This window comes from Scytonema sp. HK-05, from assembly GCF_963872035.1.
Lineage (GTDB): Bacteria > Cyanobacteriota > Cyanobacteriia > Cyanobacteriales > Nostocaceae > Kalymmatonema.
In genome coordinates this window covers 70,523-84,086 of sequence record NZ_CAWMYC010000091.1, presented here as the reverse complement: position 1 = coordinate 84,086, position 13,564 = coordinate 70,523, and the positions used below count along the sequence as shown (strand labels likewise).

10 protein-coding genes and 1 pseudogene are annotated in these 13,564 nt (G+C 42.1%); 6 read left to right on the top strand and 5 right to left on the bottom strand.

Annotated elements, in window-relative coordinates; all coding sequences use genetic code 11:
- Positions 1–250 precede the first annotated feature (250 nt).
- The 3 genes from AACT52_RS12000 (at position 251) to AACT52_RS11985 (ending at position 2,732) form a co-directional block, all read left to right on the top strand.
- Positions 251–1,918 carry a mechanosensitive ion channel family protein gene (locus tag AACT52_RS12000; protein ID WP_073631127.1) on the top strand — a complete coding sequence of 556 codons (1,668 nt, stop codon included), beginning with the start codon at positions 251–253 and terminating at the stop codon, positions 1,916–1,918.
- A 374-nt stretch (positions 1,919–2,292) separates the two neighbouring features.
- Positions 2,293–2,415 (top strand): hypothetical protein, encoded by a 123-nt coding sequence (locus AACT52_RS11990; protein WP_272937094.1) that lies wholly within the window; start codon positions 2,293–2,295, stop codon positions 2,413–2,415.
- Between the two features lie 68 nt (positions 2,416–2,483).
- Entirely contained in the window at positions 2,484–2,732 is a 249-nt protein-coding gene (locus AACT52_RS11985; RefSeq protein WP_233153923.1) for a hypothetical protein, read from the top strand.
- Here the strand turns inward: AACT52_RS11985 and AACT52_RS11980 are convergent.
- Positions 2,689–2,976 (bottom strand): hypothetical protein, encoded by a 288-nt coding sequence (locus AACT52_RS11980; RefSeq protein WP_143172778.1) that lies wholly within the window; start codon positions 2,974–2,976, stop codon positions 2,689–2,691. The two genes, AACT52_RS11985 and AACT52_RS11980, sit on opposite strands and share 44 nt — an antisense overlap.
- Before the next feature lie 580 nt (positions 2,977–3,556).
- Here AACT52_RS11980 and AACT52_RS11975 point away from each other — a divergent pair.
- Complete coding sequence (locus AACT52_RS11975; RefSeq protein WP_073631213.1) at positions 3,557–3,823, top strand: hypothetical protein; 267 nt, start codon at positions 3,557–3,559, stop codon at positions 3,821–3,823.
- A gap of 300 nt (positions 3,824–4,123) precedes the next feature.
- Positions 4,124–4,495 (top strand): hypothetical protein, encoded by a 372-nt coding sequence (locus tag AACT52_RS11970; RefSeq protein ID WP_041032171.1) that lies wholly within the window; start codon positions 4,124–4,126, stop codon positions 4,493–4,495.
- Positions 4,496–4,517: 22 nt separating this feature from the next.
- Here AACT52_RS11970 and AACT52_RS11965 read toward each other — a convergent pair whose 3' ends face one another.
- The 4 genes and pseudogenes from AACT52_RS11965 to AACT52_RS11950 form a co-directional block, all read right to left on the bottom strand.
- Positions 4,518–5,654 carry a glycosyltransferase family 4 protein gene (locus tag AACT52_RS11965; RefSeq protein ID WP_073631123.1) on the bottom strand — a complete coding sequence of 379 codons (1,137 nt, stop codon included), beginning with the start codon at positions 5,652–5,654 and terminating at the stop codon, positions 4,518–4,520.
- Positions 5,655–5,812: 158 nt separating this feature from the next.
- Positions 5,813–6,679, bottom strand: coding sequence for a glycosyltransferase family 2 protein (locus tag AACT52_RS11960; protein ID WP_073631119.1), 867 nt, complete (start codon positions 6,677–6,679; stop codon positions 5,813–5,815).
- 91 nt (positions 6,680–6,770) lie between these two features.
- Positions 6,771–8,053, bottom strand: a pseudogene (iscB, locus tag AACT52_RS11955) (RNA-guided endonuclease IscB).
- A gap of 297 nt (positions 8,054–8,350) precedes the next feature.
- A complete protein-coding gene (locus tag AACT52_RS11950; protein WP_073631118.1) occupies positions 8,351–9,520 on the bottom strand; it encodes a glycosyltransferase family 4 protein in 1,170 nt (389 codons plus the stop codon).
- Between the two features lie 1,666 nt (positions 9,521–11,186).
- Here AACT52_RS11950 and AACT52_RS11945 point away from each other — a divergent pair.
- Entirely contained in the window at positions 11,187–13,238 is a 2,052-nt protein-coding gene (locus AACT52_RS11945; protein WP_233153922.1) for a hypothetical protein, read from the top strand.
- The last annotated feature ends 326 nt before the right edge of the window (positions 13,239–13,564 follow it).

Here is a 13,564-nt window from a genome sequence, read left to right as displayed (position 1 = left end):
ATTAGCAAAATGCCTGCTTCAAGTGTGAAATATAATGTGTGATTAATTTGTTAATTTTATACTTTTGCCCAAAATCTTTATTTTTTCTTGTGTCATCTACCGAAAGATAGGGAAAAAGCAAAAAAAACCAGAAAGTATGACCTTAAGATTTGTTAAAACTTGACTGAAGACGGATACAATTACACAGTTTGAGTTTGGAGTATGGCTCTAAGAGTACTGAACTGTACATTTTGCTCAAGGAGGTGTAAAAGTGCGCTTTGAATTTTTGGCGATAGCTCTTTCTTCCACAGTGATAACAGTAGGGGCGATGCCTCCAGTAACAGCGCAGATTCCTTTTTTGCCTACGGTGCAACTTCCCACCCATCGCACTCAAGAATCAGACAATAGAGTCGTTTCTCGGTGGGTGTATTTGGATGGTCGTCGGGTGATACAGATAGCGGCACCAAGGACAAACGTTTCAGAACGTTCACAACAAGTTCAACGAAATTTGAATCAAATTACCGAAGATTTCTTGAAAAAACCTGACTCAAAGCTTGATGTGCAGGTTGAGCGTTCTGCTGGTTCACCACCAGTCATTCGCGTTAATGGTTATTACCTGATGACCGTTACTTCCCAGGACGCGAACCAGCTACAGGTAAATACCCCCTCAGCGGCGGCAGATTTAATCGCCCAAACGTTGGACGACGAATTCAATGAGGCAAGAAACGAGCGACGATCCGAATCTTTAATCCGCCAGGGTGCAATTGCTGGCGCAACTGGTTTGGGGATGATTGTATTGAGTTGGGGAGTCTATAGCTGGCAGCGGCGCTCAAGAAAGTACCCACTACAGCCGCCGCTTCCAACTTCAGCAGAAGCTAAACCTATTACGACACAGCTGACTCAACAGCAACATCAACATCTTAAAGAAGTCAAACGGCGACTTTCTCAGCTAGGACAAGCAACAATTTGGGGCGGTGGAACTTTCTTCATACTGGGTTTGTTTCCCTATACGCGACCGCTTCAGATCCTCATTATTACTGCCGCGCAAATTCCTTTGAGCTTGGGTGTTGTGGTACTGGGAACTTATGTGGCAGTACGTCTCTCGTATGCCCTGATTGAGCGCTTTACCACAGCTTTTATCAACAGTGGTGCATTACTCACTCCTCAAACTTCTGAACGGCTACAGTTGCGAGTTTCTACGATTTCTGGCGTTTCCAAAGGTATTGTGACCGTTGTCTGGGTAGGGGTTGGTATCCTGGTATCCCTGACGACGCTGGGTATAAATATTGGTCCGTTGCTAGCTGGTGCCGGTTTGGTTGGTGTTGCCGTATCCCTTGCGTCGCAAAACCTGATTAAAGATGCGATCAACGGCTTTCTGATCATCGTCGAAGACCAGTACGCTTTGGGTGATGTCATTAACGTGGGAGATGTGGGAGGTTTGGTAGAAAATCTGAATCTGCGGATGACTCAACTGCGCGATTCCGAAGGACGGCTGATCACGATCCCCAACAGCGAAATCAAAATAGTTGCCAATCTTTCTAGTCGCTGGTCACGCGCTGATCTAACTATCCCAGTCGCTTATCAAACCAATATTGACCAAGCTTTAAAGTTGATTGAAACTGTCGCTTTAGAGATGGACCAAGACCCAAAATGGCAAAATCCAATTTTGGAAACCCCCCAAGTTTTAGGAATAGATAATTTTGGCGACAGAGGTTTGATTATCCGCGTCTGGATTAAGACACAGCCCCTAAAGCAATGGGAAGTCGCACGGGAGTATCGCCGTCGTCTGAAAGTCGCCTTCGACGACGCCGGAATTTCCATTCCTTTGCCTCAACAATCGATTTGGGTAAACGATTTTCAACTGCAGACACCTCCACTTGATGGCAACGGCAATTCGTCAATAGTCAAACAGACGGATCATAGGGCGTCTACACATTAAGGGATTTCCAACAAATAAATTATCCATTTTATAGCAGAGGCAGCGCCCTTCTCCTGCCGGAGAAGGGCGTTGTGCCGGACTGCTTGCCCTAAGTCAGTTGCCAACAAGATGTCTGCCTCCACAAGAGGTAGCTGGATATTTTTTTATTTGGAAGTTTAAAACCTCCATCAACATCTTGAAATTAGGACTCAGTACCGTGTTGCCCCCAGGAACGTCGCGCAGGCGTGATTTGCCCTCTTGGGCGGTTGGTGCAAACCTGCTGTCTAACGGCGAGTCGATGAACCAAGAATCCCCTCGCATGGACGGCAGGGGAGTGTCAATGAGATACTAGAATAGTCGCAGATATTTAATCACTGACCTATGCGTAAAAGGCAATGACGACCGTAATATTTGTACATGGTACAGGAGTACGGAAGCGCGAATACGAGGAAACTTTTAAAACAATTGAGAAAAACATTTACGCACAACGTCCTGATATTAAGGCGAGTCAGGTGTAACAGCAGCCTTTGAACTCAACTGGGAATGTTTAGAACCCCAGGAGCAAAAGTTAGCTGGTCTGTTAAGTTTGTTTGCTTTAGCTCCTATTTCTTGGTCTTTGGTAGAATCAGCAGCGAGTGCTAGCAATTTGGAGTTTGACATCAAAGCTAGCTGCACTATCTTAATTCAACGATACCTCGTACAGCATTTAGCAGAAGACACTTATCAAATTCATGAACGAATTCGGGAATTGTTGCGCGTCAAACTAGAAAATTTAGCACAAGCAGATGAACTCAAGCACGGCTTTTGTGAGGCAATGGTAGCAGCAAACGAATGAGAGCACTGCCAATAATTCCCATCGTTGTTCCCCACAGTAGTGCTTTCAACCACCAAGTCTTGCCTAGGAGACTGACAAGTTCAGCAGTACTAAGGCTGAGACCACCGATGATACATGCGGTCACTGTAGTCTCTAGACTAACAGAGTCTAGCATACAGGAAAGAAAACTACCTGTAGCCCCCATAACAACTGAAAGAAAATAAGGGTTGCGGAGCTTAACCAAGGATGAATCGGGATGGCTCACAACAAATGACCTCTAATTTGTAAAGCTATTGTGGGTTAGATACAACCCAAGTAGAGTCAATTACGAAAAAACCTTTAATCCCAAAGCCCATCAAAGCGATCGGGGGGAGTTCGGTCATTGGTGCCAACTTAAGCTAGAACCCTTATAAAATCTCGTTTCCAGGTTCCACCTGTAAATGCAATTGAAGCGGCTAGTAACGCTGTTAAGGCAGGCAGAGCCTCTTAACAGGCATTCCCAGCCTGAGGCTGGGAACGAGGCAATCTCTTAAAGCTTGTTCTATACTGGTTTTCACTTTAAGTTGACACCTATGGAGTTCGGTGTACTTGACCGTGTGCTGAATATGACGTGTCCCAATCAACATTAGCCCACTTCATATTGATCAACTCCGATACCCGTAACCCGTGACGGTACATCATATATAAGTGTTATTTCTGAGCAGTACCCTGCGCCTGTACTCCCTACTCCTCATCTCCCAAATGCGGTACATATGTACTATAATAGATATAGCGTTCACGAAGCCTAAGTTAGTGCAAAACAGGTGGGTGACAGCGTTCCGGAGATGCGTTTAACGGTTTGTCCTATGATTAAGCACTATATTCTCAGCCTCAATCCGACTGCCAAGCATGAATGGGATCGGTGTATTCTACGTGACCCACTGACCGCTAAACGCCCAGAGATTGCCAAATTAGTTGCCGAAGCGGTTGGTGCGGATACAGGCAGTTATTTAGTCAGTGTAAATATTGAAGTCCAAGTGTTGGAAGAAGCTGCGGTACCACAAGCCGAACAGCTTTCCTTAAATATTGGCGAGGTGACGATCCAACCTGCTCAACTCAGGGAAGTGGCTTAGGGATTTCCAAGAAATAAATTATCCATCTTGTGGGGTGGGCGTCCCCGCCCGCCCAGTTTATAGGACGGGCAAGATGCCCATCCCACAAGAAAAAGTTGGATATTTTTTTATTTGGAAGTCCCTTAGAACAGGACAAGAGAACAACGAGGAAATGGAGGAGAAGGAGGACAAGGGAGAATTTTGACTTCCTCAATACTCGCGCTCGTCGCAAAGCGACACGCTGCGCTTAGGCTCTCTACCCTCATCTCTCACTCCCGTACTAGAATATGTCATTTTATTTAAGAGGAATAAGTTATTTTGATGACGCAACTTAATCATTATCCAGCTGCGATCGCTCAAGCTGCCCAAAGAGTAAATGAAATAGACTCCCAGTTAATGGCAGTTCAGCACCAGATTAACCGATTTGAAGGCAATGCGGATCGCAGCGCTGCCTTTGATATCGATCTGAAAAATGATGCTCAACGCAAAGCTCGTCGCTTTGAAGTGCTACTTGTGAATCAAGAATATCAAAAAGCGATGGACACCCTGATACAATTAACTACCGAAAAGGCAAATGCTGTTGCTCATGTAGAATATCTGCGTAACCAGTTTAGTGTGGCTAAGCTGCAAGCAAGACTAGCAATAGCTCAACAACTCACAGATTTTGAATCGCGTGAATTAGTCGGTTTGTAGTAGGATGTCAAAAACCACTAAGTCATAGCTTGTCTAAGAGTTCAGCAATTTGCTGATTAATAGCTGTGACATCAAAACGCTGGCGGGCGATCGCCTGTGCATTCTCAGCTATATTTGCTGTTTTTTCTGGTTCTTGGAGACAGGTGGTAATCACTTGCGCCAATTCATCAGGCTTTGCTGGTGTCACTAAAAAACCATTGACACCATGTTCTACTAATTCGATCGCACCGCCAGCTTTCGCCGCAACCACCGGTCTTCCGCAAAGCATACCCTCTACAATCACTCTACCAAACGGCTCTGCAGCAGTTGAGGTATGTGCAACTAAGTCACAAGCTGACATCAGCAATGGAATATCTGAACGAAACCCTAAAAATTTGACTCGATTTTCCAGTCCCAAGGCTGTCACCTGTTGATGTAAATGCTGGACATATTCTTGTTCTCCAAAAAGTGCATCACCAACTAAGATTGCTGTGACATCAAGAGGAGATTTTGCCAGTGCTTCTATGAGTATGTGCTGTCCTTTCCAAGGTGCGAGACGGCTAAAATGTCCGACAACAAATTGTCCGTCTATCCCTAGTTGTTGTCTAATTTGCTTGACATCGGACTCTTGGCTTTGATAATTTTTCGCATCAAAGCCGTTGTAAACCACTTTCGTGATGTCTGGGCGTCCTCCCGCTGCTAAAAAGGCTGCTTGGCTTGCTTGGGAATTGGCAATGACTAATGATGCAAAGCGATTGGCGCAAGTTACGGCAATCGAACGGTTGGTTTTGCTAAAGTGTTCTGGGGAAAGAATATCATGCAAATGATAGACCAAAGGACGACGGCTGAAAAAACTCGCCAGTGCGCCAACAACTAATGCTTTTTGGGTGTTGGCGTAAATTAAATCGAATTCTCTTGCTTGTTGCACGACTTTAGCAATTAAAGGTATAAGCTGACCTAAGCTGCCTAATCCTTGTGCCAAGCTGCTTTCTTTGCGAACTTCTATTGCTTGAGTGGTGAGAACTTGAACTGGAATGTGGTTCTGTTGTAGTAAATTTCTAAAAGAACCTTCAGCAAATAATCCCACTAAACACCTATCTTTATAGGGTTTGGCAATATCTATTAAACATAGTTCAGCCCCGCCTGGTTTACCGCTTTGATCTAGGAAGAAAATTTTCATAAGGGCTTAAGAGGTTTCAGATAATAATTAATACCAAGTACAGGATTGCATAAGAAGCCTGCAATTAGCTTTCATCCCCGGTCAAAGACACGGGGCTTTCAGCTTTTTTTTCTTGTAATTCGGAATCAAAATTTCAATTACGAATTACGAAACAGGAATTAGACAGGGAAATATCTGTATTTAATACAACCCTGGATTTGACCGATATGCCATGCCAGATATCTTAAGGCTCCAGCTAAGCTTGCTTTGTCACGGATTTTCAAACGCAAAACATCCAAACACAAGTTTAAAGGTGTTTTGACCCAGATCTTCCATGACATGAGTTTAGGTAAACCGAATGAGTGATGCTTTTGATACAGTAATGGTTCGTAAAAACCAACACTCCACGAGCGGCTGCACCCGCCCATTATGCTTGTGCGAAATCGGTAATTAAGGATTGCGTCAGGGACTTCATGCAGTTTTGCTCCTGTTTGTTGAACCCTCCAGCAGTAATCAATGTCTTCAATCGCCAGAAAGGTTTCATCAAAGCCACCTACAGCTTCATGTACTGAACGTTTGATGCCGATGTTATTACCACCTACCACTGGCAAATATGGGTGATCGAAAGCAATTCCATCACCGTTTTCAACTCTGTAGCTTTTGACCAACCAAGGTTCATTTAGTTTCCAGTGTTGATTGCGACCAGCAACAAAGTCATACTTAGACAGCGCCTCACCCATTGCTGCTACCCAACCAGGTGCAACTTCGTCGTCGGCGTCGCAAAAAGCTAGGGCTTCACCTTTGGCAACACTTGCACCAACATTACGGGCGTGAGCGGCTCCTTTCTTATCAGACGCATCGATCACGCGAAGTGATGGTATTTTTGTACTATATTTTTGGGCGATCGCCACTGTTTCATCACTAGAACCATTGTCGGCAACAATCACCTCCCAAGGCTGGTTCCACTGCTGGTTTGCCAGTGCTTCCAGTTGTCCGGAAATTGTATCTGCTGCATTAAAAGAGGGAACAATCACACTTAAGTTCATCTAAAAACCTCCGGGAGTGCGGAAACCTTGCACCTTTAGCTCAAGGAGGAAGCACGACACGGCGTTATTTTTAGCCGTCCAATTCTCCAAACTATGCATACGAGTAACCATCCTTTTTGTGAATAGATTTACAATATTTATACGAAATCCCCTGAATCAATCCGTTGCTGGTTGAGATATTGAAACTACCTGTTGAACGCACGGCAATCCTACCGATATATTCACCAATCTTCTTTCCAGTGGTAACAACAGCCTTAACAATATCGCCAGTCTGAAAACCAAAGTGAAACTTAGTTCTAGAACAGTGACGATTTGGGATGCCAAACTTATCTGTACGACATAACTGTCTTGTTCCATGACCATTAGCTGTAATCAAAAGAGGTTTTACACCTTCAATATTAAGAATAGGCGTTGACTTGCCAACACAAGCAGCATCGAGCCAATGGGTTTTTTCTAAGTTCTGTTGGTTACGATTAAATTTAGTTAATCCTCCTGAACCAGTTTCTACTGGCAATCCAGTTGCTTTTAAAACCTCCAACAATGCAAATCTAGTTGTATTGACTGCTGCTGCATCTGCCAATGGTCTTTTCGCTTGTTTAAGAATTCGCTCTAATCTTAATGGTTCTTTTTTAAGAAATTCTTTAATGTCTTTTGTTCCTTTTTTGGTATTACATTTAGAGCAACTTAAAGTAAGGTTTGTAATTGAGTTAGATCCCCCTTGGGCTCTTGGGTGAATGTGTTCTATTTGTAATGGGACATCTTTGATTCCACAATATGCACACTGCCTGTCCCACTTCTCTAATAGAAATTCTCTGGTTTCGTAACCAGTCAAAGTCCCTTGCTGGTATTCTTTTCCTTGAATATCAGGATTACGCATTAACTGCATATCAAAGCGCACAAGTTCTTGACTGATGGCTTCATTCGGCGCAAATCGGCGCAACCTGTTAATCCAGGTTTTGATATTATCAATCCGGCAATGCATACGCTTGGAGCTAACCATCCTTTTGGTCTAGTCCTGTTTAAGAACCGAGGTTTACGATATCTGGTTTTGCGATTTCTTCTACTTCTACGAAGTTGTCTTCTTAAAGTTAAAGCATCTCGAATTGCAAAACCTCTATGCTTTAATTCAGCGGCAAAGACAACTTCACCTGTTGAATCGTTTACTAATGCAATTCCTGTATGTTTGGCACCAGGGTCAATTTTTAATCGCAGCGGTTGATTTGATGTTTCTGGACGTGATTCAAAGAGAATCAATGTGAAAGGAAATTGTCTATAAACGGCTGCTTTTTTGTTTCGTAATAATTGCCTCGCTTGTGCTGGATGAATTAGATTTAATGGACGTTTTTCAGAATCGATTACAAATACTTTGGACATAAGCCCCTCCTTTCGGGTAAAGTTAGCTGCGACAATGTTCAGAGTCGGTACTATCCATTCATACACTGGCTTAACCCATACACCTATTTAATCTTTTGGTCTCAAGCGCAGAACTAGCTACGCATTTGTAGGTAGGAACTTCAACTCTTGCTCTGAACGTAGTACACGCGCGTACTGAGTCTGGTAAGCTAGGGCTTCAACGTTTGCTGTTCGCGCAGCGTCTCCGTTAGGAGAAGCCCCCGAATTCAATTCGGGGGTTGCTTACGGCTGCTAAACTAGCATTACAAAAATATTATCTTAGGCAAATAAAACACTCCGTACATCCTGCGCTATTTTGTTCCAGTCGAAGTTGGCGACAGCATACTGACGACAGGCTTGTTGTGTAGGTGCTGGAATTTTTCCCAGGAGCACCTGTTCTAATCTTTCTGCAATGGCTGGGACTTCTATTGAGGACGTAATTAAACCCGGTGAGAATGGTTCTAAAATTTCTGGCATTCCTCCAACGGGAGTACACACAACAGGAGTACCGCAAGCTAAAGATTCTACTATTGCCAATCCAAATCCTTCAAAAGACTGACTGGGCATAACACTCAAGTCAGCCGCTTGGTAAGCAACAGGTAACAAATCGTCTGGTAGGAACCCTAAAAATTTAACATGATTGCTCAGTCCTAATTCAGTTGCCTGCTGTTGTAGTGTAGCTTGTAGTCGTCCGCGTCCTGCAATCATAAGCAAAACATCCGGAATTCTTGGTTTAATCATAGCTAAGGCTGACAACAATTGGTCAAGTCCCACTCGATTGACCAAGCGGCGGGCTGTGAATAAAATTGGGCGGTCTTGGGGCCAATTTAGTTTTGCGCGAGCCTCGTGAAGTGATAAATTAGGTTGAAACTGAGTAATATCAACTCCACCTGGAATTATGTGAATTTTGTTCCAAGGAATCTGATATTGTTCATGCAATACATTACCAAATGCTTTGCTTAGAACAATCAAGCGATCGCAGCGGTTATATGTTCTTTGTTCTATCAGCTTAGCTTTGAGCCAAAGACTTAGTTTCCTCTCAACGGCTTCCTCTTGACTTTCATATGCCCAAGGACCATGAAAGTTAAAGGTAATAGGCACTCCTTTTGGCAAAAGATCCAAAATTGGAAAGCTGTATAATGCAAAATGTAAATTAATGGCATCAGGTTTGGCACCTCTTGTTTTCTGAAAGTTAGTGCGGATGTCCCACAACCGTTTCCAAATAGCACTATCTGGCGATGCCAAGTTAGTTAGTTTTATCGGCAAATTTGGTTCAGCTTCTGGTAAACCAACTCCACATAATTCAACTTGGTCTTGATTTGCTGCCAATTTCTGGGTCAATTCATAAATATACCGTTCCAATCCTCCAGGGGTTTTAGGAAACCAGCCTAGTCCCAAACAGAGAATAGACGCAGATTTTGAAGCAGCATTTTTTGTGTTCCCTTCCACTTATGTTTCTCCAAGTAATGCTTGTCTGTCTGTCTCGTTGTAATTTACTTTTTAACGCCTTTTTTTGATTTCAGCACGATTATTTATTGATGCCCACAATAGATATATTCTGTTAATGAATATATAATCAGAACTTTTTACTATAACTCTAGATAGATGTTTGTTATCATCTTCTATCTCAACGTAAATAAATTATGATATAAAGATAGAATTCTCGTATTTTTATAAAATACTTAATTATACATTTATTAAAACAAAATATTTGAAGGGCAATTTGTAAGGTCAGTATAAACGTGTAAGTACTCCGTTGCTAGGAACGCTCTTGTACAGATAGATATGGGCAATGAAAGTTAAACTCTAGGAGTTCGCTTTCCTAGCTGCGTGGTTCTGTTCCTTGAGTGCTTTGGCGTTAGCCCCTAAATTTGATTAAGTCGAAAAAAAGAATTCTTTAGCGAGTTAAATCCAGGGGATTTATCTGTGGAGATGTTCTGCGTTGGTGCGTTCTGTGTTCTTCTTAAACTTTTAAGGGTGCATACAGCTAGTACCGCTCTCGTCCCAAGGGGACACGCTGCTTTGTAAGTCCAAAAGGACAGGCTGCGCCAACACGTATCTCCTGCACAGAAGGGCTTCCCTTCGGGTATGGTAGCTTTATTTCCGCGCCCAGTGTACTAGTAAGTAAGCTGTTTGCCAACACTAAGTTTTATTTTAAGCTGAATTTTGAATGAATTACACCCCCTTTGCAAAGAAGACTTCTACGTCTAATCTTCCACATTTCCATTGCCAAGTATCCATCTTTCAACAAGAAGTAACGACCTCTAGGGTTAAGGCTAAAGATTTTTTTAAATGGCGTCGGGAAAACCCTGCTATTTAGGTTGGAATGAAAGACTCCTCGACACCGCTGACTCTTAAATGTGACTATTGGCTATAACTTCCTTTAACTATCAACGATCAATCTTCGATAGTTTAGGAATGCAGATGAGATAAAAAAATAGTTGGACAAAGGTTATTGCGTATTAATTTTTACTTTTTATTGAAAATAGAGGTTGCAAATATAATCTAGAATATGTATTACCAAAAGTAACTGTATGAAATTAAAAAGTTAGTGTAGTTATGATAAAGTTTTGGTAAACATCTCTATGAAATTCCTTAATTGTAGATAAGGTAGGAGAAATAAAGATATGAAAAATATTTTGACATAGCTTGAAGTCAAACAAGTTAGTCTAGTACAACAAGTCATAATCATAATTAGTTTACAAAATGTTAAAATATATTTTAAAATGCTCAAAGCTAGAAATAATATCTAATTTAGATTTTTTGTTTGACTCTCAAACCTTTAAAGAATTTGCCATTCCAGTATAAGTGGGACTTTGAATTGTTTATATCTAAACTCTACCACCGAAAACCCATAATTTTAGGAGTTCAATTAAGAGAGCTATAGTCTGGTTTATTATATCAAAGATAAGAAAATTTAATGAAATAGTTTTTTCATGAAAAATGAGGTTGGAGAAGCAATCAAAAATTTTGTCAGTTTATGAAAAATAGATTAATTTCAAAGTTGGGTAAGTTCTACCATAAGCAACGAAATAGTGGTCATTTACTACGAGGAAAAACTGCAAAATTTTTCCTCGTTATGATTGCTGTAATAACTCTTGCATTGTACTTTGCTATGAGATCTGCACCTGCCACAAACGCCTACACAACATCTTGGATAGGTAATACTTATGGTGGCGGTAGCAAATGGGTGCAGAATTATGTAGAGGCAATGTATGTTGGTCCTGATGGTACGGTCTACACCAACAGCACTTGGGATGAAGCAGGAAGAGAAGCAGGAATATATAAAAACGGTGATGTTGTTGGTCCTGACTTTCAGCTTCATGGTTGGAGTCGTGTGGGTGGCAAAGCCATAACAGCAAATAGCAAGTACATTTACCTGGCTATGTTCCAGGGATCAATGGGCAAGATAAAAGAGGATTACCCGCCAGAAGGAACATCTTGGTACTGTGTAAGACGCTATACTTTGTCTGGAAAGGCTGCGGGTTTTGCTGGAGGGCGTGGCTATGACCAAAGTATGTTGATTGTCAGCACGAAAAACCCAGTTACGGGATTAGCTACTGTAGGAAATCAGTTGTATGTGAGTATTGCTAAGGCAAACCGCGTTAGTGTCTACAACACTGACACAATGACGGAAGTACGCAATTTTTCTGTTTCCAACCCAGGGCAGATAACAATTGATAAACAGGGAAATCTATGGATAATACAAGCCAAAGATGGCAGTACTCCTCCTCAAATTTTGCATTATTCAGCAGAAGGTAAGCGCCTGCCTAAGGTAATTGCAGATGTTGTTGACCCGAGTGCGATCGCGATCGATAATCAAGGCAGACTTCTGGTAGCAGAAAATGGACCTCGTCAGCAAGTCTTAATTTACAACATTGCAGGCAAACCGAAACAGGTGGGAACATTCGGTATTGAGCGTGGCATTTTTGCGGGTGTTCCTGGTGAAGTTGGAGATTTGAAATTTTACGGCATAAGCGGCGTGGGTACAGATGCAGCAGGTAATATCTATGTGAATAGTAATGGTTTTCATAATGCTGGAACCGACTTAAGAAAGTTTTCGCCATCAGGAAAGCTGCAGTGGCGCTTACTGGGTTTGCATTTTGTGGATAACGCTGATACAGATCCTCAAAGTGATGGAGTGGACGTATACACTAAGCACGAATACTTCCACATGGATTACAAAAAACCAGCTGGTAAGCAATGGACTTACAAATCTTACACTGTAAATCCTTTTAAATACCCTCAAGATCCACGCCTGCATACAGCGCCGACTTCAGTGTTCTTCCGGCGCATCCAGGGGAAACCCTTCATGTTTCTCACAGATATGTATCAAAGCTTTATGCAAATTTATCGTTTCAATCCAACCACGGACGGTAAACTTGCCATACCCTCTGCAATGTTTTCTGGCACATCTATAAAGGATGGTAAGCCAGTTGAAAGTTGGCCGCCAAATCAACCGCAGGAAGATAAGGAGTGGATCTGGCGAGATAATAACGGTAACGGTGCCTTTGATAAAGGTGAGTATGATGCCAGTAATAGAGATTATCCCTACCTTGGGGGATGGTGGGTAGATAGCAAAGGCGATTTATGGAAATCTTTGCGAACTCAAGAGGGTATTCGCCATTATCCTTTACAGGGACTAGATGCCAAGGGCAACCCCATTTACTCGTACAGTTCGATGAAAAAGGATAAAACTCCTAGCCTTTTCACGGATGTGCGACGGATTGAGTATTTCCCCAAAACAGACACCATGTATTTATCAGGCTTTACCAAAGACCATCCTGCGCCTGACGATGATGCTGGGGCAGCGGGGTCTGAAATTGTACGTTTTGACAACTGGAGTCAAGGAAATCGCACTCCCCGTTGGCGCACTGTCATTCCTCATGACACTACTGGAAAGCGTGAAGTGGTTACAATAGCGATGAGTGTGGCGGGAGATTATGTATTCTCTGTAACAGTGAAAAAGCCAGAGGTCTCTGTTTATAACGCCGCAACAGGAAAGCTAGTACAAAAGTTAAAACCTGGTCCAGAAGTGGCTGGTGAAAGTGGGTGGATTGATATACCCTACGGTATTCGTGCTTTTCGCCGCTCAAATGGAGAGTACCTGGTATTTGTTGAGGAAGATTGGAAAGGAAAGGTGATTGTGTATCAGCTACCCAGATAAAACCGCTCCAACAGTCAAAGGCTTAAACCTAAATTTTCAGTTTTCACACCAAAAATCTGGAATTTTTAAAGTTATTGTAAAAATTATATATTGATAGTTGTTATCAACTTATAGGCAGTGTAGTATCATTTTGCAATATTTTTTTACAATTTAGAAAATTATGAGAAAGGGAGGTAAACAGAGTTTAAAGAAACGATATTAGTTGAAAAGACCTTTTTCAATTAATGATATTGTAAATTCTGTATAGCAACAAAATTTCAAGAATGATTTGGTTCACATCTTATACTTCTTATTAAACTAAATTTCGTTAAGTAGCAGCCAAATCA